The sequence below is a fragment of the Microbacterium luticellae genome (assembly GCF_050408645.1).
Taxonomy (GTDB): domain Bacteria; phylum Actinomycetota; class Actinomycetes; order Actinomycetales; family Microbacteriaceae; genus Microbacterium.
This window is the reverse complement of sequence record NZ_JBNTKE010000001.1, coordinates 682,951-708,098: the sequence shown is the minus strand read 5'-3', so window position 1 is coordinate 708,098 and position 25,148 is coordinate 682,951. Positions and strand designations below refer to the sequence as shown.

The window sequence follows — 25,148 nt, the reverse complement described above, 5'->3', positions numbered from 1 at the left end:
ATCATGCGTTGGCTACAGCGCGCGTGGGAATCGATCACCGAACCGCGTCATCTTAAAGTCGCTTACCTCGCGATCTACAGTGTCGTGCTCGCTACGGGTGTTGCGACATTGCTTGATCCGCCACGGTCGATCGAGGGACAGCTCGGCGCAGTGCTCACCGTCGTATGGTCGGTGTTTCTCATCGTCGGCGGGTTCGGTGGCATGCTCACAGTTCTGCCTGGCTGGTGGTGGGCCGAGCGTCTCTCGATCATCCTCGCACTCGGGGGCGTCACCATCTACGGCACTGTCGTGATCAGCCTGCACCTCACCGCCGAGGGGTCACGCCTCACACAGCTAGGCATGATCGCGCTCGCGGTATCTACCTTTGTCGTCCGATGGGTGCTTATCCGTACATACAGCTTTGAGCCACGTCGGGGGTGACCAATGGAGCCCGCGCAGCTGATCACGCTGATCCTGTCGTCTGGTCTCGTATCTGGGGTCGCAGTAAAGCTCCTGGACTGGGTGCGGGATGCCCGTGCTGGGCAGCTACAGAAAAGACGTGCCGAGGTCGACCGAGCCCTGAAAGAGCGCGACCGGGCGAAGGACCGCGCCGAATCGGCTGAGGCAGCCGAAGACATGCAAGCACGGCGTGTGCGCATCGTCGAAGAATCGCTTGCCGTGCATCGTCGCGTCATCATCGACGCGCCTTGTCTCGGCCCCGACTATCTACCCATCTACCCTTACCGAAAGGAGTAGCCCCATGGTTACTTTCACACTCGACCCTGCACTCATCGTGCAGCTGCTCATCTCCACCGTTCTACCGCTCGCAGTTGGGCTGGTGACCAAGACCATCACACGCCCGGGCACCAAAGCAGTACTGCTCGCGTTGCTTTCTCTGGCCACGTCGATGCTGACGGCGTTCGCTGATGCGCTCGCATCCGGCACCGTCTACGACATCGGTCTCGGTCTGCTTCTCGCGTTACCGACGTTCCTTGTCGCGGTGGGTATGCATTACGGCATCTGGAAACCCATCGGCGCATCCACGCGGGCGCAGCAGCTGTTCGACAAGAACACGATCACAGTTCGCGAAGCACGATAACTATCAACACATAGAGCCCCTCACCTAGCCACACGGCCGGGTGAGGGGCTCTTTTTGTTGTTTACTGGTGGCCTTTGCGCCACCGTCGAACCATCGACGCAGACACACCGGACGCGTTGTTCCTCGTCGTGAACACCGCCTTCGTTGTTCTGGATACTTATGTGGCTAGGATCATCGATATGCCCCGGTATGATCAAGCCTCACGATGTAGTGGTGCCGCCGAAGTAGTTTTCCGCTGGTATGGAAATCCTCAGTGTGAGTCAAGTGCAGATAACGTTGAAGCGGCAGTAAGCGCCCTGATGGGGGCAATTTCAGGTAACGGACGAATCTGGAATCCGTGGAATGAGACCATGGCTCGACGTGAGTTCCGGTCGCGGATCGTCAAAGCTAGCCAAGGCGCTCTAGTCCCGGTCGATCATGTAAAGCCTGTAGACATCCGTAATCCTCCGCCGATGTATGAGATCCGCTGGCAGGATGTCGCCGTCGCTGAACTGGAGCCCGGCGGTAGCCAGCGCTTCCGGCAAGTGCTGGTGCGAATGTACCACTCGGAACCCTATGAGGTTCCGTCTCACTTTATCGGTCATCACGCGCACGAGAAGGACGTCACTGTAGTTGATATCAATGCACAACAGAACGAGGAGATCGCGACTGCTGTCGGCTGGTACGAGCACGGTCGTGCTTCACGATGGGGAATTGCTGGATATCCCTGTTCAGTATAGAGTTCGATCTATGGCGGAAGCGGATGGAGTAGACGTCACGCACCTCGAACAGCTCGCGGACTCGCTGATCGAGTCCCACGACGCGCTACTCGAGGCGTTGATCAGACTGCGCGAAAAGCATAATCTGTCACAAAACGACATTGCAGAGCGCATGGGGGTCAGCCTTCCGACCGTGATAGCGTTTGAGCGCTATGACGCAAACCCCAAACTGAGCACGATCCGTCGGTACGCACTGGCAGTCGGCGCGAGTATTTCGCATAGTGTCTCTGACGCCTGCTGTGACGTTTCCGAGAGTCGGTTCGACTCAATTATTGGAAACGGCGATCGTTGGCGGGCAGGAACTCGGCGCAGTCCTGCCAAGTGGCCTGCCGGCGCAGTGAATGGTCAGGCGCGTGTCGTCGCCTAAACAAATAGTGACCGATGTACATCAGATGGTGGAAGCCACCTCACTGAGCAGCATCGAGTACTTCAAGATGCATGCGGAACGCGATCTTAGTTTCTCTCCGGATGCCCCCGTCGAGGTGTCTCCGAGTTACATTCTCACGGTCGACTTTCAACCGGATGGCGAGAGGTTTCGGGTTCTGTTTGAGACTGATATTGAGACTACAGCCGGTCACATCTCTTGCGGAGTCGCTGCAGAGTATGCCCATCCATCAGTCATTTTGCGTCAAGCGTCGGGGGAAGCTATTAGCGAGTTCGTGAATAACGTCGCGCTGATGCATCTGATCCCCTACGTGCGCAACGGCGTCGCAGATATCACTCAGCGAGTCTTCGAGGCTCCTTTACTGATGCCGATCTTCCAGCGTGGTGAGCTTAACTTTGATGTTCTCGCGTCGCTCCCTAAGCTGGACGCCTAGAACGCTGGTTAGGTGAACGCATAAGGTTCCACGAGAACAGTTTCGGTGAATCCTTGGTGTGGCCTCCGTGCGCAACGGCATTGGCGCGATATGGACGCCAGAACATCGGGGTTACTGCTCGTGGTCATCAATATTGCTTTTATCATGTTGGCGGCGATCAGCAGTCTGCTGATGTGCTGTGTCGTCATCCCGTGGAAAGTTCCGCAGGCCATATTGTTAAAGCTGCCATGCACCACGCCCGTTCGTCTTCCCTATTATCGGAAAGAGTCGTGCTCGAGGTCCTCGCGGCTACGTTCTAACGCCATTTATCCGGTCGCTTGAAGGTGCGCGCGCCGACGCGGAACTCGTCTGGCAGTTGCATGCTCGTTAGCTTGCCCGGGTCGATAGGGAAGGACGCCGGCAGGAGTTTGCGAAGGTGGTTTGACTGACGCTTAGGTGGGAAAGCCGCAGTAACGAATAGCTGTGGGTTGATCTTTTGTGCGGCGACGACGGCCGGTACCATGTCGCTGTCGGCAGAAACAACAATCGCCGTGTCCATGTTCTGAAGTGCTGCGTCCGTGAGGATGGATGTCGCGATGTTGACGTCTGTCTCTTTTTCCTCATAGCGAGGGTGTTTCTTGCCGCAAGTGCAGATGAGCGGTCGTTTCTTCTGGTATCTGCCCCAAACTGGACGGAACGTATGGGGATATTTATGCTCAAGCGCCGCTACGTAATGTGCCTGTCTGCTCTGTGCTTCCGGTTCGTTGAGCACCGCTGCAGTGAAGTATTTCACACGCACCAGATCTTGTCGGGGACGGAAGCTCCCGGCAAGTTGGACGAGATCGAGCCATAGGGTGCTGTGCCCGAACTTATCGTGCATGCCATGGTAGAGGTTGAATCCGTCAACATAGACGATCATGCGATCACGAGAGGGTTCGGCAACTGGGTCCATGCCTATACCGTAGCGACACGCGCGAACCTTAGTGTTGCACGTAGGGAGCGTTATGCGTAGCATTGTGCTACCTCACCTGGTTGTCCCACTCCAGCCAGGCCCGGCGGCCCCACTTTAGGGGCCGTCTTTGTTTTCGCTTGCGATGTTCTTGACACATGGAGTGGACGAGTTGCTGAATGTAGCCACTCGTTTCAAGTCGGAGCAAATGAAACGCTACTGTTCGTGAAGGACCGACGATAATGTCGCGCGGCTTCCCCGCTGCTTCAGTTTGCCCACATTTTGCCCACAGGTACTCATATCTAGGGGTAGTTTTCGGGGGTTCACGGTGTCTATCCGTGCCTGTAAAGACGCGGGTTTAACATAATCACCGGTCCATGGATAGAATTCGATTCCCCCCAGCTCCACTGATCGCTGTCACAATAGTGAACCCCCGCGTTCCCTTACGAGAGTAGGGGACGCGGGGGTTTCTTTGAATCGGGCGTCTACAGATCTCTGTTGTGAACGTTGGGACCGCGGCAAAGTCTGACTCAGCAGGCACTCTTCTATGTATGTTCCTGCGAGGCTGCAACAAAAGGGAGAAGGCGATGAGTAGGTTTCCGATCACGGTGAGTGGTACCGCATCGTCGGTGCTTGCGTGGTCAGATGAGACAGATATCGAAACCGCCGCTTTGCAGCAGTTGCGGGATGTTTCTCAGTTGCCAGGTCTCCACGGTTTGCGGGTGATGCCCGATGTGCACTTCGGTAAAGGCGCCACGGTGGGCTCGGTCATCGCTATGGAGCAGGCCTTGGCTCCGGCGGCCGTGGGGGTCGATATTGGTTGCGGCGTGAATGCCGTCAAGACATCATTGATGCTCAACGATCTTGCCGCCGCCGATTTACGACAGCTTCGCAGCCGGTTCGAAGCCGTGGTTCCTGTGGGGTTTGCTGCGCACGATCCCCGCAGAGATAGTCGTGATGCGCTGCCCGCGGCATCCGGATTCACCGAATTTTGGTCGCGGTTTGGCGACCTCCATGCACCGGTCGCCAACCAAGAGACTCGAGCTGCTCTTTCGCTGGGTACTCTCGGCAGCGGTAACCACTTCATCGAACTGTGCACCGATTCGAGCGGCTACGTGTGGATCACACTGCATTCAGGGTCGCGCGGAATCGGCAACCAGATCGCCCACCACCACATGGGCGTCGCGAGAGATTTACCGTCGAATGCCGACCTGCCCGATCACCTTCGTGAACTGAGCCTGTTCTATCGCGGCACGACCGAAATGGAACAGTATCTGCATGATCTTCGATGGGCGCAAGAGTACGCTATGCGGTCGCGCACGATCATGATGGAACTGATCAAACGCGAACTGCTGGTACATATGGGTGACCGCGTCGAGGTGCAATTCGCCGATGAGATCAACTGTCACCACAACTATGTCGCCGAAGAGATCATCGATGGTAGGTCGATGATTGTGACGCGAAAAGGGGCGATCAGCGCAAAAGAAGGTGAACTGGCTCTTATTCCAGGAAGTATGGCTACGGGGTCGTACATTGTGCGCGGAAAAGGAAACCCGGCCTCGTTCCAATCAGCGTCACACGGTGCCGGACGTCGGATGTCACGCAATCAGGCTCGAAAAAACTACACGGTTGATGATGTACAGCGCACGATGGCAGGCATCGAGGCGCGCACCGACGCCGGTGTGATCGACGAAATCAGCCTCGCCTATAAAAACCTTGACGACGTTGTTGAGGCACAGCGCGACCTGGTCCAGGTGATCGAAAAACTTGAACCGATACTTAACGTGAAGGGATGAGAACCTGAACGCAATGATCACGTCGAATGCATCAGCACCGTGTATTGTGGCTGTCCCACACAGAGAAGGGGACACAATGGGAATCTTCGATGACGCTAAAGAAACGATCGGCGAAGCCGCCAAGCAGGCCGGACGTGCAGTAGATGACGCTGTTGACCGTGTGAAAGACAAAGCCGACGAAGTGAAAGCAGAAGCCGACGTGAAGAAGGCTGAAGCCGAACGTGACAGTGTGAAGAAACGCAACGAAGCGAAAGAAGACCTGCGCGACTAACCTCAGCACAGCAAAAGACCGGCATCCCACGGGAGCCGGTCTTTTGCTGTATTAGGCGAGCGAGGCCACTACTGTTTGCTGAGTTTTGAACGGATAAACCCGAAAATCACCGTGACAACAAACAGGATGATTCCCACCCACGCGAGCCACAGCAGTCCTTTCACCACGAAACCGAGGATTGAAAGAACCGCCCACAGCACTAAAAGAAAAATAATGAATCCGACCATGGCGACACACTATGCCGACACGGCCGTAAACAAAAGGGGGTTGCGTTAACTCGGTCGGTCTTCCCACCGTAGTGAGAAGACCGACCCTTGTAGTAGCTAATTATCAAATGATGCTGCGGTTTTCTGCCTTAGCTTTCCGTGCTTCTTTAACGAAGGCACGAACAATAACCGTGAGCGTACCCGCTACGATCACAGGCCAGATCAGCACATAGGTCGTCAAAGCGACTGTTGATGCATCCATGATTGTTCCTTTCTGTGTAGCGAGGTTATTTACCGGTAGTGACGTCGACGTCGGCGTTGTCGACCAGGTCGGTTGCTTCGGCGACGACGCCGGCGGCAGCTGCAGCATCCGGAGCCTTTTTGCTTTCGGATGCCGGATCGAAGTCGCCCGTGCGTTCTTTAATGACATCGAAGTCGAAACGCTGCTTGCTGGGCAGGGTAAGCGCGACGCACACGATAGTCGACACGGCGTAGGCGATGAGCGAGCCCGACAGCACTGGGTAGGTGTGCAGGAATCCGATCGCGAACGGCGCCGAGGCGACGATCGAAACGATACCTACGGTCAACGCAACACGCTTTCCGAAGAAACCGAACGCCATAAGACCCAACACGACACCGATACCGATCGTCGACAGGATGTCGGAGGCGATAGCGACACCACCCTCGAGTGCGATCCACTCGAACCGTACGGGCAGGAATGCCAGCAGCGCCACAGCAACCGAGACCGAGAAGGCCAGGTTGGTAACGCGGTTCCAGTAGAAGCTCGAAATGACGGGGAACACGAGCGCGCCCCACAGTGCACCAACAAACACGAGCAGGTCGAGAATGTTGAAGTGTGATCCGGCAAAGTAGAGGCCGGCGACCATTGCCACAATCATGGTGATGCGGCCAACGAGCACCATCGTGCGCGGGTTTGCCTTCTTTTTGCCGGCAATGTTCTGACCATAAATGTCGGCCATAACAATCGACGACAGTGCCGTGAGGTCGGCGTCGGCAGTTGACGACAGCGAACCGATAATCATCACGAAGAACACGCACAGCAGCAGCGGCGGCAGGTAGGTGGCTGCCATCTGCGGAATCAGGTTGTTGACGTCGCCATCAAGAGGGGTGATACCGGCGTACAGGGCGATAACGCCGAGCATGCCGATACCAATAATGGTTGCCCCGTACCCGAATGTTGCCGTGATGAATGTCTTCTTGATGAGGTCTTCACGCACAGCAAAAAGACGCTGGGCAATGGTCTGGTTACCGATCGCATACGCCAGCACAGCTGCAATATACGGAGCACCCTGGTTAAAGAATGCATCCGAAGAGAAGAAGTTCGCCTGCTGCGGAGTGAGGTTGTGGGCACCGGTTTCGAACAGTGACGGACCACCGGCAGCAAAGAACACGATCGGGATGATCACGATGACCGCACCGAGCATGGCGCATACCTGCGCGAAGTCGGTGAGTACTGAGGCGCGGAAACCCGACCACAGCGTGTACAGCAGCACACCGGCACCGATCGCGAGGATTCCCTGCGTGAAGGTAAACGGTGACAGTAGCGAAATCAGCGCGCCACCGGCGATGAGGTTCGAGGTGAGGCTGATGACACTACCGAGCACGTTCGAACCCGCCAGCATCATCTGGCTCGAACGGCCGTGGCGAGCAAACATGACCTCGGCAATCGTGTGCGCGCGTGGTGCTACCTGGCGAATGCGTCGACCAAAGGGGTAGATCAACAGAATCATGAGCGCGCCCCATAGTCCGTAGTGGATGGGGCCCGAGATTCCATAGGTGTAACCGGATGTCGCTGAGGCATACATTGACGACGCCCAGATCCAGGTGGCTGTCATCGAGGCTGCAGAAATTCCGAACCCGATGCGGCCACCGCCGGTCATATAACCGTCGGCGTTTTCTTTGCGTTTACGGATACGCAAAGACATATAAAGGCTGCCGCCGAAGAACAGCAGAATAAGCAGAACCGTAATCGGCCCGCCCAGTTGTTGAAGATTATCCACGTTGTCTCTTTCTTCTCGTTGGCACCGGCTTCGGTGCCGGGTCACAGGGAAAGAAAGAAGACGCTAACGGTTAGGCAAAACGCCTTTGAGTGGCGCTTGTGGGAGCGCCGATAACAGTGGAGTGTGCGGGAGTGTCGTGGCGTACGAAAACGTCACGGGGTTCCTTTCGTGAAGTGGGCACACGCGCAGCCATCGCTTCCGCGCCGCTCGGGTAACGACGCGCGTATGCGCAGTCACCGGGGGAGTGACCGCGCGTAACCGTGAACGCACAACCCTCCACAACGACGCGGCAGTGTCGTGCTCATTCGGGCATTCTCATGCCCAGAGAAGCATCATCACAGGGATGCGGTGGGAGCCGTGCGGACTCCCGGTCCGCTCTTTCACCTTAGCGAGGTGACAGGGCAAGTCAAATATTCCGGATGCTGGATCCAAATGCGCGTGCCCGGGTCGTGCGTTATCCGTCACCCGGGTCGATATTTTCTGGCCGTAGTGGCGCTGCTCTCCCGGTCGCACGGTTCTCATGCCTAATATCGAGGGCTACAGCAGGCAATCGAAAGGTAGGTGAATCGGGTGAGTAAAGAAACTCAACCTCAGGTCGCCGTATGGTTTTTTGTGGCTGCGACTTTTGTGTTCGCGTCGACAAGCCTCTTCTTTCCTGACGCGGAGACCTGGCTGCGCATTACGACGGTCGTCGCTGGCCTCGTGCTCGTGGTGTTGGGCGGAATCCAGCTGAGCCGCGAGTTCGCGCAACGCAAGAAATAGTCCGCGCAACAGAAAATCTGCGCAACAGATGACATAACCGGTAGTGGTGCACCCCCCGGGGCTCGAACCCGGAACCCACTGATTAAGAGTCAGTTGCTCTGCCATTGAGCTAGAGGTGCAGTGCCAGGAAAGAAGAAGTTCTTGTCTGGCCGAGGAACAACATTACCAGGTGATCGTCAGCATGTGAAATCGAGTGGAAGGGCTGTGAACGGGTATCCTGGACTCGTGCCAAAAACCCCTGTTTCTGCTGATGTTTCCGGTGCTGCGCCGGTGCGGGATGCGGCTGCGGTGCGCGCCGATCGTGAGTTTGCTCTGCGGCTGGCCGATGCGGCCGATCAGCAGTCTCTGCCGCGGTTCGATGCGGCCGACCTTGACGTCTCGGTGAAGGCAGATCACTCATTTGTGACCGATGCCGATTTGGCCACCGAACGCGCTATCCGTGAGCTGATAGCGAGTGAGCGGCCCGACGACGGAATCTTTGGTGAAGAGTTTGGTGTCGAGGGCTCATCGGCGCGCCAGTGGATTATTGACCCGATCGATGGCACGTCGAACTTTTTGCGGGGTGTTCCTCTGTGGGGCACGATGATTGCGCTCGCCGTCGATGATCAACCCCTTGTTGGTGTTGTTTCAATGCCGGCACTGCGCCGCCGTTGGTGGGGGGCGGTGGGAATAGGCGCTGCGACGACAGATGCGGGGCAGGAGCGCAGCATCCGGGTGTCAGAGGTTTCTTCGCTCGATAACGCGAGCGTGAGTTTTCAGAGCATCGCACAGTGGGATGAAGCGGGTAAAACCGACGAACTTCTTGCCCTAAGCCGTCGCGTATGGCGCGACCGCGGCTACGGCGACGTTTTTGCGTACATGATGCTCGCCGAAGGGCGACTCGAGATGGTTGCCGAGTTTGATGTGAAGCCCTACGACATCGCTGCCGCTGCCGCGATTGTGCACGCTGCCGGAGGCAGGCTCACCGCCTTTGACGGCGCCAATACTCTTGCCGCCGGTTCTTCACTGGCAACCAACAGTATTTTGCACGACGATTTTCTTAGCCTCTTCCACAACAACTCGACCGGTTCGAGTTGATTCGCCCACGACAGATAAGGACAGCGATGGCCCCCCGCTCGCTCGCCCGACTCCTGCCCGCCATCACCATCACGGCCGCCATGCTGCTGCTCGCCGGCTGCAGCGACACACAACCTCCCGCTTCAGACGCAGAAACCGCCGCTCCCGTGGTCGACCCCACCGAGCAGCCCAATAGTCCTGATGAGACAGACACCGACGCCAACAGCGACGACGAACCTGCTCCGGATGCTACCGAGCAGCGTGACTGTGAATCGCTGGTCACCGCTGGTACCGTCACCGCCCTCACCGATGCCGGATGGAGCGTTGTGCAAAAAGAGTTTCGTATTCTCGGCAAGCCCGTCAAAGACGGTATCGAGTGCATGTGGGGCAACTATGATGTTCCCTCCGACCACGTGCAGGTATACGGGTGGGCGCCCATGAGCGCCTCAGAAGCCCGCGACCACCAAGAGGGTTTGCGTGCGGCAGGCTGGCAGCGAGAAGAAGACCCACGCGGAATCATTCTCACCGCCGACCCAAACTATTCCATGTCGGTCGACGAAGACGGCTACGGCATGACCTACCTGTTTCGCGACAACGACGTGATTTTCGCCGACACCCGGCAGGGGCTCCTGCTGATTCAGACGCCCTAGCCTGCTAGTGGCGTGCCCGGGCAATGCGTGTGGATAGTTCGTGCGCATGGGTCATGAGCGTGCGACCAAGCATGGTCTGCCGGTCGGCACCGAAACGAAACTCCACACCCGTTAGGCTCAACGCCCATTCGGGTTGCCCATCGCGATCAAAAACAGCGGCACCCATACCCCAGCTGCCCTCAACAATGAGCCCCGGGTTGACAGCAAAACCGCGCGACTGTGTCTCACGCAGCCGGGCACGCAGGGGAGTGGTGGCGTGGGCTGACCCCCAGCGCTGCGGAATCTCGGGATGCCGCGCCAGGTAGGCATCCACATCGTGGTCAGGCAGAAACGCCAATATTGCGATTCCTGCGCTGGCGACACCCAGCGGAAAACGCACCCCCTCGCTGAGCACAAAAGAGCGGATCGGAAACGACCCCTCTTCCCGCAGCAGACACACGGTCTCATCGGCTCGACGCACCGACAAAAATGCGCTCTCTTCTGTTGCTACCGCCAGCGACCGCACAATATCGCGCGCAATCTCGGTGACGTCGTAGCGCGCGGCGGCGACTGTGCCCATCAGATAGAGCTCGGGGCCCGGCATCCAGCGCGATGTTGCCGTGTCTTGGTCGACCAAGCCCTCTGCGCGCAGGGCACTGAGTAACCGATGCGCTGTCGAACGGCTGAGCTGGGCCGTCTGGGCAAGGTGCTGCAGCGCAGCCCCGTCACTACCGGATGCTGTGACCAGGCGTAGCAGGTGAGCGGCGCGTGATACTGCCTGAGCGCCGGGCACGGTACGACGAGCACGCTGATGTTCCACAATGTGGACGCTACCGGCCTGGGCGACCATATCGCAAGCGCGACCATTGCGTGAGGAGCAGGGGAGGCGGATGCTAGAGAGTAACGACTCACCACAAAGGAGTGCAGCGTGATTGATAAACAGTGGGCCAGTGCCGAGCAGGCTGTGGCCGATATCGCCGATGGCTCAACCCTTGCCGTAGGTGGTTTTGGTCTCTCGGGTAACCCCATGGCGCTTATTGAAGCTTTGCTTGCCCAGGGCACGAAAGATCTCAGCATCGTCAGTAACAACTGCGGTGTTGACGACTGGGGTCTGGGAATATTGCTCGGCGCGCGTCGCATCCGAAAAATGACGTCGTCGTATGTGGGTGAAAACAGAGAATTTGAGCGACAGTTTTTGACCGGTGAACTCGAACTCGAACTCACACCCCAGGGCACGCTGGCTGAGAAGCTTCGTGCCGGTGGCGCAGGAATCGCCGCGTTTTATACCCAGACGGGTGTGGGCACACAGGTGTCGGAGGGCGGATTGCCGCGCCGCTACCATGCCGACGGATCGATCGATATAGCGTCACCGCAAAAAGAAGTGCGATCGTTCTCGGTTGCCGGTGAGACCCGCGAATTCGTCTTAGAAGAGGCCATCACAACCGATTTTGCCTTCGTGCATGCCGCCGTAGGAGACCGCCACGGCAACCTCGTCTTTAATAAGGCCGCGCGCAACTTTAACCCGCTCGCGGCCATGGCTGGCCGCATCTGCATTGCCCAGGTTGAGCAACTGGTTGAACCCGGCGACATCGACCCCGACCACGTACACCTGCCCGGTGTTTTTGTGCACCGCGTCGTCGAAGTGGGCCCCGACATCGAAAAACGCATTGAGCGGCGCACCGTTGTCGCCACGACGACAGAAGGAGCCTGACATGGCACGCACACGCGATCAGATGGCAGCGCGGGCCGCAGCCGAACTCAGCGACGGCTCATACGTCAACCTGGGAATTGGCCTGCCTACCCTCGTGCCCAACTATGTGCCCGAAGGTGTGACCGTCGTCTTGCAGTCTGAAAACGGCATCCTGGGGGTGGGACCCTACCCGCAGGCCGACGACATCGACGCCGACCTCATCAACGCCGGCAAAGAAACCGTGACAACGCTTCCCGGCGCCGCATTTTTTGACTCGGCACTCAGCTTCGGCATGATCCGCGGCGGCAAAATCGACGCAGCAATTCTTGGCGCCATGCAGGTTTCTGCCACCGGCGACCTGGCCAACTGGATGATTCCCGGAAAAATGGTCAAGGGCCCCGGCGGAGCCATGGACCTCGTGCACGGAGCCGGGCGCGTGATCGTACTCATGGAACACGTAGCCAAAGACGGCTCCTACAAGATCGTGAACGACTGCTCACTGCCCCTCACCGGCAAGCGTGTTGTCCACCGAATTATTACCGACCTCGCCGTTATCGACGTGACCGACGAAGGCCTCGTACTGGTAGAAACAGCACCCGGCGTGAGCGTTGACGACGTCATCGCCGCCACCGAACCACCCCTCCGAGTGGCCGACGACGTGAAGGAGCAAGCATGAACGACATCGTTATTGTGGCGGCAGCCCGCACCCCGCAGGGGCGACTGAAAGGCCAACTGGCCGGATTCACCGCACCACAACTGGGCACCTTCGCCATCCGCGGCGCACTCGAACAAGCAGCCATCGACCCCACCGACATTGATGCCGTCATTATGGGACAGGTGCTCGCCGCAGGCTCGGGTCAAAACGCTGCCCGACAGGCTGCGATCGGTGCCGGTATCGAATGGGACACCCCCGCACACTCCGTGAACAAAGTGTGCCTCTCGGGCCTCACCGCCATTATCGACGCGGCCCGCATGATTCGCTGCGGCGACGCCACCACCGTCATCGCCGGTGGCATGGAATCCATGACCCGAGCCCCGCACCTGCTCATGGGTTCACGCAACGGCTGGACGTACGGCAGCGTCGAAGTAATCGACCACATGGCCTACGACGGCCTCACCGACGCCTACGATAACGAGAGTATGGGGGCCTCTACCGAGCGGCACAACGCCCGCTACGAACTCACACGCGATATGCAAGACCAGGTTGCAGCCCTCTCGCACCAGCGTGCAGCCGCCGCCACAGAAGCCGGCATCTTTGAAGCAGAAATCGTGCCCATCGAAGTAGCACAGCGGCGAGGCCCCGCCGTCACCATCGTCACCGACGAAGGTATCCGGCCCGACACCACCGTCGAAACACTCGCACAACTGCGCCCCGCGTTTGCCGAAGGTGGCAGCATGACAGCCGGCAACTCGTCACAAATCTCCGACGGCGCATCCGCCGTCATCGTCACCACCCGTGACAACGCCGAAAACCGCGGCTGGCCCATCCTTGCCACCATCGGAGCCAACGGTCAAACGGCCGGCCCCGACAACTCACTGCAGGCACAGCCCGCCCGGGCCATCGACGAAGCATGCCGCAAACACGGCATCAACCCCAGCGACCTCGACCTCGTCGAAATCAACGAGGCATTCGGCGCTGTCGTTGCGCGCTCGCAGCAAGAGCTGGGTCTCAGCGAAGACATCGTCAACATCCACGGCGGCGGAATCGCGATCGGCCACCCCATCGGCGCGAGCGGCAACCGACTCGTCGTGCACATGGCTCACGAGCTGGTGCGACGAGGAAGCGGCACCGTCGCCGTAGGACTCTGCGGTGGAGGCGGCCAGGGAGAGGCCCTTATTCTGTACCGCTAAGTATCGAGCCAAAGGTGAGGGTGCGGCATCCGGGGCTGTTATATTCCGGATGCTGCGTCACCATTACCGATTGCGGTAGCGGCTCGCCGTACGACCCTTCTTTGCGGCCTTCTGCGTTTTTGATTCACGCTTGGCCATCTTTTTTGCCTCTTTGAGCTGCTTGTCGGCAACGGGGGAGTCGAGCGGAACCATAACGCCCTGTTCGTCGCGGCGCATATCAACAATCGTGCCGATAGCCAGCGCAAGAGTGATCGCCCAGCTGAGCCACGCAAGAACTGCGCGCCAGGTGATCGGGGCATCACGGGTGCCCTTCAACAGTGAATACCCTGCCGTGATTGCTCCGATAAGGCCGGTGCCGAAGAGGTAACGCATGACCCCACGCTACCCGCATATGGTGCGCAGGTGCACCCTTTGCTCAGTGTTGCGCATTACGATGGTCGAGATGCTGTGAGCATCATTTCGTCGTGCATCTACCGGCCGTCGCCTTTGTGACGGACAGCGGCGGCACCTCACCACCGCGGTGGCGGATGGAGCCATGACACCTCATTCTTTCAATTCTGCGGGTGAGCCTGCACCCAAGCTCATATCTATTGCGGGCGTTCCCTATTTTGTGATCGCCTTTATGGCGCGCTTGCCGTTCGCCATGATGGTTGTGGGCGTGCTCACTCTTGCGGTCACGGCGCGGGGTTCGATCGCGCTGGGCGGTCTTACATCGGCAGCAGTCGGTGTAGGTACGGCACTCTTTGGCCCGCTTCTGGGGGCTGCAGCCGACAGGTTTGGGCAGCGGCCCGTGCTGGTGATTGCTGCCGTGCTGAACGGCACTTTTCTTGTGCTGTTCTGTTTCGTTTCTTACAGTGCGCTGCCGGATGCCGCTCTGCTACTTTCTGCCGCGGCTATCGGTGCGACCGCGCCTCAGGTGGCACCCATGTCGCGGTCGCGCCTGGTGATGATGATCACCGAGCAGATGCCGAAAGAGCGCCATAGCCGCACGATCGGCTCGATGATGGCGTATGAGTCGGCCGCCGACGAAACCGTTTTTGTTTTCGGGCCGTTTATTGTGGGACTGCTGGCATCGTTTTTGTCGCCGTGGGCTCCGCTGGTTATCGGCGCTGTGCTGACCGTTATTTTTGTGGGTGCTTTTGCGCTGCACCCGAGCGGGAGCCATATTTCTGCGGATCGGGATGCCGCAGGGCAAGCACCGTCGTCGGTGCGCGAACTTTTTCGCGCCCGACTCATGGTTGTTGTTGTGGGTATGCTCGCCGTCGGCTTCTTTTTTGGCACGATGCTCACGGCACTTACCTCGTTTATGGATGACCGTGGGGCACCCGAACAGGCCGGTCTTCTTTACGGTGTGATGGGCATCGGTTCGGCTGCGCTTGCTCTGGGAGTTGCGCTCTTGCCCGCACGGTTTAGTCTTCGGGCACGCTGGCTCGTGTTCTCGGGCATTCTGTTTGGTGGCACGCTCCTTTTGCCCGTGGTGCATTCGGTGCCCACCATGCTGGCCGCGCTCGCCGTGATGGGTATCGGTATTGGTCCCACTCTTGTCACGCAGTTTTCTTTTGGTGCTGCGCACAGTCCGCGGGGGCGTTCTGCCACGGTCATGACCATGCTCGGCTCGAGCATTATTGTGGGGCAGTCGGCGGGAGCAGCAGCTGCCGGTGAGGTGGCAGGCACGTGGGGTACGGCTCCTGCGCTGCTTTTACCGCTCGCTGCGGGCGCGGTAGCACTGCTGAGCGGTGTTGTGAATGCGCTACTTAATCGGCCACAAACGGGCATCGTCGCACAATCTCGATAACCTTAGGGTGACTTCTGTCCGTTCGGCCCGCTCAGCGGGTAGAGAAGAGGAGCCCCATGGATCAAGCGGAGTTCGTTGTTGTTGCGAATCGCCTGCCGGTCGACCGCATCATTGAGCCCGATGGTTCTTCACACTGGCGTACTTCTCCGGGCGGGCTCGTTGCAGCGCTCGAACCCGTTATGCAGGCCGTCGATGGTGCATGGGTGGGTTGGCCCGGCCAGGCCGATGTTGCCCTCGATCCTTTTGTTGCCGATGATATTCGTCTTATTCCCGTGACGCTCAGCGAACAAGAGGTCGCCGAGTATTACGAGGGTTTTTCGAACGACACGATCTGGCCGCTGTATCACGACGTTATTTCACCGCCCCAGTTTCATCGTGAATGGTGGGATGCCTTCACCACCGTCAACCGTCGCTTTGCTGAAGCCGCGGCTGCGGCCGTCGTGCCCAACGGCACCGTCTGGGTGCACGACTATCAGCTGCAGCTTGTGCCGCAAATGCTGCGTGAGCTTCGTCTCGATGTCACGATTGGCTATTTTCACCACATTCCTTTTCCGGCCGACGGCCTGTACGCGCAGTTACCGTGGCGCAAACAGGTGCTGCAGGGTCTTTTGGGCGCCGATGTTTTGGGCTTTCAACGGCCCACGGATGCCACGAACTTTCTTAATGCTGTTCGTCGGCGTCTGCGCTACGAGGTTAAATCGTCAACCGTTTCTGTTCCGGCCGACGAAGAAACCGGGGTGCCTGCACATGCGGCGGTTGCCCGGGCCTTCCCGATCTCGATCGATACCGAGCCGTATCGCACACTGGCTGATGATCCCGCCATCCAGGCCCGTGCGGCAGAGATTCGGCAGAGCCTTGGTGATCCAACAACTATCTTGTTGGGAGTAGACCGACTCGACTACACGAAGGGCATCCGCCACCGGCTCAAGGCCTATGGCGAGTTGCTTGATCAGCAGCGCATCGAAGGCGAAGAGGTCACGCTCATTCAGGTGGCAAGCCCCAGTCGTGAGCGCGTTGACGCCTATGTGCACCTGCGCGACGAGATTGAACTGACCGTCAGCCGCATTAATGGCGACCACGACACCGTCAGCCACTCGGCTATTCGCTATCTGCACCAGGGTTTTCCTCGCGAAGAGATGGCGGCGCTGTACCTTGCCGCCGATGTCATGCTCGTCACCTCTCTGCGCGACGGTATGAATCTTGTGGCCAAGGAGTACATTGCAACTCGCCGCGATTCGACCGGAGTGCTCGTGCTCAGTGAATTTACGGGCGCTGCCGATGAACTCAAACAGGCACTCCTGGTCAACCCGCACGACATCGAAGGTCTGAAAGACACCATGGTGCAGGCCATCGAGATGCCGCGCGCCGAGCAAACAAAGCGCATGCGGGCACTGCGTAAGCGCGTTTTTGAGCACGATGTTCAAGCGTGGTCGCACGCATTTATGACGGCGCTGGCCGCTGCCCGTGAAAACCAGTAAAATAAGGAGTTTGAGCACCATGACACGCACGTGGGATGCCCAGCATCCGGATGCTGCTATAGCTGCCATTGCCGAGACCGAACGACTGCTCATCGCACTCGATTTTGATGGCACAGCCTCGCACCTGGTGGCCGAACCTATGGCCGCCCGAGCACTACCGGCAGTGAGTGAGCAGGTGAGGCGCTTAGCGGCGCTCCCCGACACGATCGTCGCCTACGTTTCGGGGCGCAGCCTCGTGCACCTGCGTGAAATCGCTGAACACGATGATGCTTCTCCGGTCGTGCTGGCCGGATCCCACGGGGCCGAATACTGGCTGCCCGGCGTAGGTGACGTACCTGTTGACCACAGCGATGACGATGAACAGCTGCGTCAACGTATCGTGGCCGATGCGGCCGAAGCCGTGGCACCCTTTAGCGGCGTTGTGCTCGAAGAGAAAACGTACGGCATCGGTATTCACGGCCGTCGCACCGACCACGAAACTGAGGAGCGGGCTTTCGCTGCCGTCGACGCCTTCATGGCCGAACGTGCTCCTCAGTGGCGCAGGCGCACGGGCGACCGCATTCTCGAATTCTCGTCACGCCACGAAGGCAAAAACGTGGCGATCGACGAACTCAAGAAACGCTTCGCGCCCACCGCGGTGCTTTTCGCCGGAGACGACGTGACCGACGAAGACGCCCTCGCCGTGCTGGGGGCGGCCGATCTTGGCATCCGGGTGGGGGAGGGCAACACGCATGCTGCGGTGCGCGTGCGCAACCCCGAGCAGATGGCAGAGGTGCTCGCTGCCCTCGCTACCATGCGGGCAGGCACACGGGAATAGACTGCCAGTATGCCTTTTACGCCGCTTTGTGATGCCGCGCGCTCACGTTCTGTGCGACGAGGCCCGCAACGTGTATTACGCTGGAGGTACGGGTTTTTCGTGGGCGGCACAACCAGCACCGAAAAAACCCACCGAGCCACCGAGGTTCAGCACGACGATGCTAAGAATTTCGTGAGCGATGGTGATCTGATACGGGTCGATATCGCGGCTCGCACTCTCGAGCTACTCATCGATGAGAGCGAGCTGGGTGAGTCAACGTCTTTATGCTCACCATATTCTCCGCGCTGCACCCGAAGCGTTTCTCCCTTCACTCTTTATTGTGTGTATTCCCATTCACCACTAGCAAGGAAGACTCATGGTTGCTGATCCTGCCTCGGCCGTGCCCCGGCCCCCGGCGCGCCCCGCATCCGCCCCCGAGATGACAGGAGCGCAAGCTGTCGTGCGGACGCTCGAGCTTCTCGGTGTCACCGACGTCTTCGGCATTCCCGGCGGCGCCATTATGCCGGTGTACGACCCGCTTCTTGACGACCAGTCGGTGCGGCATATTCTCGTGCGCCACGAGCAGGGCGCAGGCCACGCGGCCGAGGGCTATGCATCAGCCACGGGGCGCACAGGCGTTGCGCTGGCTACCTCGGGCCCGGGGGCAACCAACCTCGTCACCGCCATTGCCGACGCCTATATGGATTCGGTACCACTGGTGTGCATTACCGGTCAGGTGTTTAGTCACCTGATGGGTACGGATGCCTTCCAAGAGGCCGACATCGTGGGAATCACGATGCCCATCACCAAGCATTCGTTCTTGGTACGCCGTGCCGAAGACATCCCTGGCGCACTGGCAGCCGCATTCGAAATCGCCGGCACAGGCCGCCCCGGCCCCGTGCTGGTAGACATCACAAAAGACGCCCAGCAAGCCACGGTGCCATTTGTCTGGCCAGCCAAGTTTGATCTGCCGGGGTATCGCCCCGTGACAAAAGCACACGGCAAACAGATTCAGGCTGCCGCGACCATGCTCGCCGAAGCCAAGAAACCGGTTCTCTATGTGGGTGGCGGTGTGATTCGCGGCCGAGCATCAGAAGAACTCAAGGCTTTTGCCGAATCGACCGGTGCACCTGTTGTTACTACGCTCATGGCCCGCGGCGCATTTCCCGACTCGCACCCGCAGCAGTTGGGTATGCCAGGCATGCACGGCACGGTTCCGGCGGTGTTGGCGCTGCAGGAGTCGGATCTGATCGTTGCCCTCGGTGCACGCTTTGACGACCGCGTGACTGGTAAGTCAGAGTTTTTCGCACCGAACGCTAAAGTCGTGCACGTCGATATTGACCCGGCCGAGATCTCTAAGATTCGCACGGCCGATGTGCCGATTGTGGGCGACCTGCGCGATGTGCTTGTTGACCTCGACACCGCCTATCGCAGCACGATCATCGACACCAAGCCCGACATTGCTGACTGGTGGTCGTACCTCGACGGGCTCCGTAATGAATTCCCGCTCGGCTATACCCCCACCGAAGACGGCCTGTTGGCTCCGCAGTATGTTATTCAACGTATTGGTGAACTCACGGGGCCCGAAGCCATCTACGCGGCAGGTGTTGGTCAGCACCAGATGTGGGCGGCGCAGTTCATTAAATATGAGCGCCCTAACTCGTGGCTGAACTCGGGCGGTGCCGGAACCATGGGGTATTCGGTTCCCGCGGCTATGGGAGCCAAGGTTGCTGAGCCCGACCGCGTGGTGTGGTCGATTGACGGCGACGGATGCTTCCAGATGACCAATCAGGAGCTCGCGACGTGTGCGATCAATAACATTCCCATCAAGGTCGCCATCATTAACAACTCTTCACTGGGCATGGTGCGTCAGTGGCAGACACTGTTTATGGGTGGCCGCCACTCAAACACCGACCTCAACACGGGTCACGACACGGTCGGTATTCCCGACTTCGTCAAACTTGCTGAAGCCTATGGCTGTCTGGCAATTCGCGTCGAAAAAGAAGAAGACGTCGACGCGGCCATCCTCAAAGCGCTCGAAACAAACGATCGCCCCGTGGTGATTGATTTCGTTGTCAGCGCCGACGCGATGGTGTGGCCGATGGTGCCGCAGGGTGTCAGCAACAGCTACGTGCAATATGCGCGCGATCACGCGCCCGAGTTTGATGAGGAGATCTAAGCCATGACTTCCCACGTGCTGAGCATGCTGGTAGAAGACCGCCCCGGTCTTCTCACCCGCGTGGCAGGCCTCTTTGCCCGCCGCGGCTTTAACATTGAATCGTTGGCGGTCGGTGTCACCGAGGTTCCCGGACTTTCACGCATCACCGTTGTGGTCGATGTAGAAGGCCAACCGTTGGAGCAGGTCACCAAGCAGCTGAACAAGCTGGTGAACGTGATCAAAATCGTGGAGCTCGATCCGGCAGCGTCCGTGCAGCGTGAACACATGCTCATCAAGGTGCGCACCGATAACGCGACACGCTCCAATGTGCTCGAGGTCGTCAACCTTTTCCGTGCTTCGGTGGTTGACTACACCGCAGACGCCCTGGTTGTTGAAGTAACCGGCGACAAGGGCAAGGTTCAGGCGCTGCTTCGTGCACTCGAGCCCTTCGGAATTAAAGAACTCGCGCAGTCGGGCCTGCTCGCCATCGGGCGCGGCAGCAAGAGTATTACTGAGCGCATCCTGCGCAACTAACCCCCGTTCGTTTCGGTCCTCTCCGGGCCGACCCCACACCGCAATCAAGGAGAGAAACAACAGTGAGCACCGAGATCTTCTACGACGACGACGCCGATCTGTCGATCATTCAGGGCAAAAAGGTCGCCATCGTCGGCTATGGCTCGCAGGGCCACGCCCACGCTATGAACCTGCGCGACTCGGGTGTTGAGGTGACTATTGCCCTGAAAGAGGGCTCGAAGTCGATTGCCAAGGCTGAAGAGGCTGGTTTTTCGGTGAAGTCAGTGGCGGATGCTGCTGAGTGGGCCGACCTCATCATGATCCTGGCACCCGACCAGCACCAGCGCACCATTTTTAACGAGTCGATCAAAGACAAACTGACGCCGGGTAAGACCCTTGCTTTTGCCCACGGCTTCAACATTCGCTTTGGCTACATCGAAGCACCCGAGGGCGTTGACGTGATTCTTGTTGCGCCCAAGGCTCCTGGCCACACAGTGCGCCGCGAGTTTGTTGCAGGTCGTGGGATTCCCGACATCATCGCGGTAGAAAGCGATGCGACCGGTAACGCCTGGGCAACGGCGCTGTCGTACGCGAAGGCCATTGGTGGCACGCGCGCCGGAGTCATCAAGACCACGTTCACCGAAGAGACCGAGACCGACCTCTTTGGCGAGCAGGCTGTGCTCTGCGGTGGCATGAGCCACCTGGTGCAGGCTGGTTTCGAGACCCTGGTTGAGGCGGGTTACCAGCCGCAGATTGCCTACTTCGAGGTGCTGCACGAGCTCAAGCTCATCGTTGACCTCATGTGGGAGGGCGGCATTGCCAAGCAGCGCTGGTCGATTTCTGACACCGCCGAGTTTGGTGACTATGTGTCGGGCCCGCGTGTGATCGACGAAAGCGTGAAGGAGCGCATGCAGGGTGTTCTGGCTGACATTCAGTCGGGTGCTTTTGCCAAGCGTTTCATTGACGACCAGGACAACGGTGGTGCCGAGTTCCTCGAGCTTCGTAAGAAGGAAGAGGGCCACCCCATCGAGACGACCGGTCGCGAACTGCGCGCACTGTTTGCTTGGCAGCAGCAAGACGAAGACTACGTCGAAGGTACTGCAGCACGCTAAGTGATGCGTTTTTGTGAGTGGCGGGTGTTTCTGCGGAAGCACCCGCCACAAGCTTTTTATTGCAGAGGCACGCCGCGCTTAGCGCAGTGATTCTACGTGGGCACCCAGCGCTATACCCGCTGCACCCGCTGCAGGAAAGGTGTCATCCCAGTCGTTCACTTCTACCGTCATCTGTTCTGACAGCGTCGGCGTTGATGATTCCAGCGCGGCGAGGAATGCGGGGGCGATCACCGGCCAGTATCCGGTTGTTCTGCCGGTGATACGTACGGTGGTGATTCCGAGCAGGGTTGCCACGGCACCCACGCCGTGCCCGACTATTGCTGCTCGCTCTTGCAAAATGGATGATGCCGGATGCTGCGCGTCAATCCCGAACGGTGGCAGGCCTCCGGGGCATGCCGCGTCGAGTTCATACCAGCCGAATACGGTTTGCATGCAGCCTTTGTTGCCGCAGCCGCACGGCGCTCCCTCGGGGTCGAGTGATGTGTGACCAAATTCTGTGCTGTCGCGTGTGATGCCCTGCATGACGCGACGCCCGGTCACGATGCTCATGCCGATTCCTTCGTCGAGATGCAGGAGAAGAAAGTCGTCGGCGATCGAGGTGGCGAATGCCAGTTCGCGGGTGGCCAACGCGATCACGTCGTTCACCAGGTAGGCGCGCAGGCCGGTGGCGGCGGCGAGTTCGTGGCCAATGGCTCTTCCGGTCCATCCCATAACGACCGAGAGCAAAACTACGCCGCGCTGCGGGTCGGTGGCGCCCGATATGGCGATGCCGATCGCGAGTGCGGGCAAGTGCGTGAGCTCGTGACGCAGCTGCTGGATGCCTTCGACGATGGGGTCGAGGGGGTCGGTGGTGGGAGCAAAGGTGAGGTTGCGGCTGCCGATAATGATGCCATCGATCGTGACTGCCGTGATAAGAGCTGATCCGTGGTGCACAGAAACACCGATGAGATAGCCGCGGTCGGGAACAACTTCGAGCGGGATACTGGGTCGGCCGTGGCCGCTGGTGTCAGGGGTTCCCTCGCGAACAAAACCGTGGTCGATAAGCTTTTTTACCTGCGTTCCCACCGTGGCAGGAACAATACCGAGGGCCGTGGCAACGCTGCGGCGGCTGCATCCGGGGGAGCGTAAGATTTCGCTCAGAATGCGACTACGGCTGGATGACGCCGAAGAGGGTCTGGCTGCGTCCATGCGACTCCTTTGTTTGATGGCCTGCTCGGATGCTACTGCACGGTGCTTATTCCTTGGGCTCATCCCTCGAGCTAATTCTTGTGCTGACTTGGGATGTACAGTTTCACAACCATCTATTAGTATGGGGGTAAATTTACTGCGCACATAACTCATAGCGTGAATGTTATGAAGCGTAGATGTCGGTGTTGTGAGGAGTAAGGCGATGTACGCACAGGTCACTGCGAAAGATGGCGCAGCTACCGTTGGCATTGACATCGGCGGTACAAAGATTGCCGTGCTCGTGGTGGCGAACACCGGAAAAATTCTGGCTCGTGGCAGTGTGCCCACGCCTGCCCAGGAGGGCGGCGCAGCCATCGCTGACGCGGTTGCTGATCTGGTGCACCGACTGGTTGCCCATGCAGGGGTAGCAGTCTCGGGTGCTGGGGTTGGCTCGGCCGGTGTATTCGACCGCAGCGGCACGGTTCGCGCCGGATCCGACTCGTTTCGCGAATGGGTTGGTTTCGCACTCGGGTGCGAACTCGAACTGCGGCTGGGGGTTCCCGTGCATGTCGAGAACGACGTCAACGCGTTTTTGTTGGGCGAGGCTACACAGCACTCCGACGACGACCTCTTTGGCATTATGCTCGGCACGGGTGTGGGCGGGGCAATGATTCTGGGCGGTCAACTGCGCCAGGGCATGAACGGCGGAGCCGGTGAAATCGGCCACACGCCGGGCTTTGGCGACTTGCCGTGCACCTGCGGTCAGAGTGGTCATCTGGAAACCATCGCGGCGGGCCGTGCCATTGCACACCGCTACGCCATGCGTACCGAGCGTCAGCTGACGACTCCCGAGATCGCGCAGGCGGCACGCGCGGGCGACCGTGATGCGCAGCGGGTGTTTGACGATGCAGGTCGTGGCCTCGCTGTAGCTAGCGTTATGGTCGCTACTCTCCTCGACATTCCGCGCGTCATTGTTGGGGGCGGAGTGGCGGCGGCCTGGGACCTACTGCAGCCTGCCATCGACGACACACTAGTCACTGATTTTCCCGTTACGGGAGAACCGCTTTCGATTGAGCGGGCAATTGTGGGCACCGACGCTGTGGCGCTGGGGGCAGCTTCGGCTGTTCGCCGCATGCCGGTGCTCGTAGCCGCATAGTCCGTAGGGGTACGGATACGGCGGCAGAGAACAGGGGCCCGCGGCACGTACTGTGCGGCGGGCCCCTGTATCGTGGCTGCTATTTAGTCCTGCTGTTCGGCATCGTCGCCGGTGTCGTCGGCAGGCGCCTGGTCGTCGCCATCTTCGGAGTCGACTTCGGCGTCGTCGCCCGTGGTGTCGTCAGCGGGTGCTTCGAGCCCAGCCTTTACAGCGTCGACCTGCTCTTGCGTGTAACCACAGTGCTTCGTCGCCTCCGACTCCCACTTCTTCGTGAGCCGGTCTTTACCCTCGGCATGCGCTTCGGCAACGGTTCCTACATAGATCTGGCCGTCTGCTGACTCCTTGTTGACGTCGGGCACGGCTTCGCACACGTGGAATACCGAACCGCTCTTGGTCCAGTACACCTCGTCCTGGCCGGTCAGCTGCTGAATAATGTTTTGCTCTTCGCTGTACTGTTCGACCGACGGAGGGTTCCAGTCGGCACTCAAAAGAGCGGCAGCCACAGCCACAACTACACCGATAGAGCCCGCGATTGCTTTTTGCTTGCCATCCATGTTCTTGTTCGTAAAGATCAGGATGATCAGCGGCAGGAAAGCAATAATCGCAATGATGACGCCCAGTTGATTCTGCACCCAGAACCGCACGGGTTCTTTTCGCGACGCCGGGTCGAGGTCGTTTGCCTTCTTCCACAGCAGTGCGCCCCCCACCGCAAGCGCGCCGATAACGACGATGAGCGCGATCAGCGTAATAAGTAGTGCGGTAGTGAAGGGGTCTTGGCGCAGCAGCCAGAAAATAGCGAATGCTTCGCCCGCAATGGCTACGACCCATAGCGCAGCAGCGATCCAGCGCAGTTTTGTTGCCTGTGCTTTTGCCTCAGGGCTTGCGCTCCATGTGGGGGTAGCTTCGGCGGTACTCGATGCCGTACCCGTCGAGTTCTTCGCCTTGCTGGTCGCCGCGTTGCTGGCGCGTACGATCTTCTTGCGTTGTTCGGCCACGTTGTTCCTCTTTCTTGGTGCCTGGCCATGAGCCTAGTGGGCTTCGACGACACGCCGCTACAATCGTGGTCGGTGCGGGGATAGATGATGCATTCACACCTGGTATCTGTACCG

The 25,148-nt window shown here is 59.2% G+C and carries 29 protein-coding genes and 1 tRNA gene; 21 read left to right on the top strand and 9 right to left on the bottom strand.

Annotation, left to right across the window (positions count from 1 at the left end; genetic code table 11):
- Positions 1-3 precede the first annotated feature (3 nt).
- The 6 genes from ACQUSW_RS03500 to ACQUSW_RS03475 all read left to right on the top strand — a co-directional run bounded on the left by ACQUSW_RS03500 (position 4) and on the right by ACQUSW_RS03475 (position 2,654).
- On the top strand, positions 4-420 hold the full coding sequence (locus ACQUSW_RS03500; RefSeq protein WP_428930861.1) for a hypothetical protein: 417 nt from the start codon (positions 4-6) through the stop codon (positions 418-420).
- 3 nt (positions 421-423) lie between these two features.
- Entirely contained in the window at positions 424-735 is a 312-nt protein-coding gene (locus ACQUSW_RS03495; RefSeq protein WP_428930860.1) for a hypothetical protein, read from the top strand.
- A gap of 4 nt (positions 736-739) precedes the next feature.
- Positions 740-1,078: a hypothetical protein gene (locus ACQUSW_RS03490; RefSeq protein ID WP_428930859.1), complete on the top strand. Its 339-nt coding sequence runs from the start codon at positions 740-742 to the stop codon at positions 1,076-1,078.
- Between the two features lie 179 nt (positions 1,079-1,257).
- Entirely contained in the window at positions 1,258-1,797 is a 540-nt protein-coding gene (locus ACQUSW_RS03485; RefSeq protein ID WP_428930858.1) for a hypothetical protein, read from the top strand.
- 10 nt (positions 1,798-1,807) lie between these two features.
- Positions 1,808-2,203, top strand: a complete 396-nt coding sequence (locus ACQUSW_RS03480; protein ID WP_428930857.1) for a helix-turn-helix domain-containing protein — start codon at positions 1,808-1,810, stop codon at positions 2,201-2,203.
- A 7-nt stretch (positions 2,204-2,210) separates the two neighbouring features.
- On the top strand, positions 2,211-2,654 hold the full coding sequence (locus ACQUSW_RS03475) for a hypothetical protein (RefSeq protein WP_428930856.1): 444 nt from the start codon (positions 2,211-2,213) through the stop codon (positions 2,652-2,654).
- A 295-nt stretch (positions 2,655-2,949) separates the two neighbouring features.
- Here the strand turns inward: ACQUSW_RS03475 and ACQUSW_RS03470 are convergent, their stop codons facing one another.
- Positions 2,950-3,585, bottom strand: a complete 636-nt coding sequence (locus tag ACQUSW_RS03470) for an NYN domain-containing protein (RefSeq protein WP_428930855.1) — start codon at positions 3,583-3,585, stop codon at positions 2,950-2,952.
- 584 nt (positions 3,586-4,169) lie between these two features.
- On the opposite strand from ACQUSW_RS03470, the gene ACQUSW_RS03465 reads away from it, so the two are divergent.
- Together ACQUSW_RS03465 and ACQUSW_RS03460 are read left to right on the top strand one after the other, a co-directional pair.
- Entirely contained in the window at positions 4,170-5,378 is a 1,209-nt protein-coding gene (locus ACQUSW_RS03465) for an RtcB family protein (protein ID WP_428930854.1), read from the top strand.
- Between the two features lie 76 nt (positions 5,379-5,454).
- Complete coding sequence (locus ACQUSW_RS03460) at positions 5,455-5,649, top strand: hypothetical protein (RefSeq protein WP_428930853.1); 195 nt, start codon at positions 5,455-5,457, stop codon at positions 5,647-5,649.
- A 68-nt stretch (positions 5,650-5,717) separates the two neighbouring features.
- Here ACQUSW_RS03460 and ACQUSW_RS03455 read toward each other — a convergent pair whose 3' ends face one another.
- From ACQUSW_RS03455 to ACQUSW_RS03445, 3 genes are all read right to left on the bottom strand, one after another.
- Entirely contained in the window at positions 5,718-5,876 is a 159-nt protein-coding gene (locus ACQUSW_RS03455; protein ID WP_428930852.1) for a hypothetical protein, read from the bottom strand.
- A gap of 103 nt (positions 5,877-5,979) precedes the next feature.
- Positions 5,980-6,117, bottom strand: coding sequence for a putative transporter small subunit (locus tag ACQUSW_RS03450; protein WP_428930851.1), 138 nt, complete (start codon positions 6,115-6,117; stop codon positions 5,980-5,982).
- Between the two features lie 25 nt (positions 6,118-6,142).
- Positions 6,143-7,801: a sodium:solute symporter family protein gene (locus ACQUSW_RS03445; RefSeq protein WP_428931272.1), complete on the bottom strand. Its 1,659-nt coding sequence runs from the start codon at positions 7,799-7,801 to the stop codon at positions 6,143-6,145.
- A 645-nt stretch (positions 7,802-8,446) separates the two neighbouring features.
- Here ACQUSW_RS03445 and ACQUSW_RS03440 point away from each other — a divergent pair.
- Positions 8,447-8,638, top strand: a complete 192-nt coding sequence (locus tag ACQUSW_RS03440; RefSeq protein WP_428930850.1) for a hypothetical protein — start codon at positions 8,447-8,449, stop codon at positions 8,636-8,638.
- A gap of 44 nt (positions 8,639-8,682) precedes the next feature.
- Here the strand turns inward: ACQUSW_RS03440 and ACQUSW_RS03435 are convergent.
- Positions 8,683-8,757: transfer RNA gene (locus ACQUSW_RS03435), tRNA-Lys, on the bottom strand.
- A gap of 151 nt (positions 8,758-8,908) precedes the next feature.
- Between ACQUSW_RS03435 and ACQUSW_RS03430 the strand changes: the two genes are divergently transcribed.
- Both ACQUSW_RS03430 and ACQUSW_RS03425 read left to right on the top strand, forming a co-directional pair.
- On the top strand, positions 8,909-9,715 hold the full coding sequence (locus tag ACQUSW_RS03430) for an inositol monophosphatase family protein (RefSeq protein ID WP_428931271.1): 807 nt from the start codon (positions 8,909-8,911) through the stop codon (positions 9,713-9,715).
- A 26-nt stretch (positions 9,716-9,741) separates the two neighbouring features.
- On the top strand, positions 9,742-10,344 hold the full coding sequence (locus ACQUSW_RS03425; RefSeq protein WP_428930849.1) for a hypothetical protein: 603 nt from the start codon (positions 9,742-9,744) through the stop codon (positions 10,342-10,344).
- A gap of 4 nt (positions 10,345-10,348) precedes the next feature.
- Here ACQUSW_RS03425 and ACQUSW_RS03420 read toward each other — a convergent pair whose 3' ends face one another.
- A complete protein-coding gene (locus ACQUSW_RS03420; protein ID WP_428930848.1) occupies positions 10,349-11,173 on the bottom strand; it encodes an IclR family transcriptional regulator in 825 nt (274 codons plus the stop codon).
- 78 nt (positions 11,174-11,251) lie between these two features.
- On the opposite strand from ACQUSW_RS03420, the gene ACQUSW_RS03415 reads away from it, so the two are divergent.
- The 3 genes from ACQUSW_RS03415 to ACQUSW_RS03405 are packed head-to-tail and all read left to right on the top strand — an operon-like array spanning position 11,252 to position 13,864.
- Positions 11,252-12,034, top strand: a complete 783-nt coding sequence (locus ACQUSW_RS03415) for a CoA transferase subunit A (protein ID WP_428930847.1) — start codon at positions 11,252-11,254, stop codon at positions 12,032-12,034.
- Position 12,035: 1 nt separating this feature from the next.
- A complete protein-coding gene (locus ACQUSW_RS03410; protein WP_428930846.1) occupies positions 12,036-12,689 on the top strand; it encodes a CoA transferase subunit B in 654 nt (217 codons plus the stop codon).
- Positions 12,686-13,864: an acetyl-CoA C-acetyltransferase gene (locus tag ACQUSW_RS03405; RefSeq protein WP_428930845.1), complete on the top strand. Its 1,179-nt coding sequence runs from the start codon at positions 12,686-12,688 to the stop codon at positions 13,862-13,864. Before ACQUSW_RS03410 ends, ACQUSW_RS03405 begins: the two co-directional genes overlap by 4 nt.
- Before the next feature lie 63 nt (positions 13,865-13,927).
- On the opposite strand, the gene ACQUSW_RS03400 is transcribed toward ACQUSW_RS03405, so the two are convergent.
- On the bottom strand, positions 13,928-14,236 hold the full coding sequence (locus tag ACQUSW_RS03400; RefSeq protein ID WP_428930844.1) for a hypothetical protein: 309 nt from the start codon (positions 14,234-14,236) through the stop codon (positions 13,928-13,930).
- Between the two features lie 163 nt (positions 14,237-14,399).
- On the opposite strand from ACQUSW_RS03400, the gene ACQUSW_RS03395 reads away from it, so the two are divergent.
- The 6 genes from ACQUSW_RS03395 (at position 14,400) to ilvC (ending at position 21,716) form a co-directional block, all read left to right on the top strand.
- Positions 14,400-15,659: an MFS transporter gene (locus ACQUSW_RS03395; RefSeq protein ID WP_428930843.1), complete on the top strand. Its 1,260-nt coding sequence runs from the start codon at positions 14,400-14,402 to the stop codon at positions 15,657-15,659.
- A 56-nt stretch (positions 15,660-15,715) separates the two neighbouring features.
- A complete protein-coding gene (locus ACQUSW_RS03390; RefSeq protein ID WP_428930842.1) occupies positions 15,716-17,137 on the top strand; it encodes an alpha,alpha-trehalose-phosphate synthase (UDP-forming) in 1,422 nt (473 codons plus the stop codon).
- 19 nt (positions 17,138-17,156) lie between these two features.
- On the top strand, positions 17,157-17,954 hold the full coding sequence (gene otsB / locus ACQUSW_RS03385; protein WP_428931270.1) for a trehalose-phosphatase: 798 nt from the start codon (positions 17,157-17,159) through the stop codon (positions 17,952-17,954).
- 355 nt (positions 17,955-18,309) lie between these two features.
- Complete coding sequence (locus tag ACQUSW_RS03380) at positions 18,310-20,112, top strand: acetolactate synthase large subunit (RefSeq protein WP_428930841.1); 1,803 nt, start codon at positions 18,310-18,312, stop codon at positions 20,110-20,112.
- Between the two features lie 3 nt (positions 20,113-20,115).
- Positions 20,116-20,625, top strand: coding sequence for an acetolactate synthase small subunit (gene ilvN, locus ACQUSW_RS03375; protein WP_428930840.1), 510 nt, complete (start codon positions 20,116-20,118; stop codon positions 20,623-20,625).
- Between the two features lie 62 nt (positions 20,626-20,687).
- Entirely contained in the window at positions 20,688-21,716 is a 1,029-nt protein-coding gene (gene ilvC, locus ACQUSW_RS03370) for a ketol-acid reductoisomerase (protein ID WP_428930839.1), read from the top strand.
- 78 nt (positions 21,717-21,794) lie between these two features.
- Here ilvC and ACQUSW_RS03365 read toward each other — a convergent pair whose 3' ends face one another.
- Complete coding sequence (locus tag ACQUSW_RS03365) at positions 21,795-22,904, bottom strand: ROK family protein (RefSeq protein WP_428930838.1); 1,110 nt, start codon at positions 22,902-22,904, stop codon at positions 21,795-21,797.
- 202 nt (positions 22,905-23,106) lie between these two features.
- On the opposite strand from ACQUSW_RS03365, the gene ACQUSW_RS03360 reads away from it, so the two are divergent.
- Complete coding sequence (locus tag ACQUSW_RS03360; RefSeq protein ID WP_428930837.1) at positions 23,107-24,039, top strand: ROK family protein; 933 nt, start codon at positions 23,107-23,109, stop codon at positions 24,037-24,039.
- A gap of 83 nt (positions 24,040-24,122) precedes the next feature.
- Here the strand turns inward: ACQUSW_RS03360 and ACQUSW_RS03355 are convergent, their stop codons facing one another.
- Entirely contained in the window at positions 24,123-25,034 is a 912-nt protein-coding gene (locus ACQUSW_RS03355) for a hypothetical protein (RefSeq protein WP_428930836.1), read from the bottom strand.
- Positions 25,035-25,148: the final 114 nt, after the last annotated feature.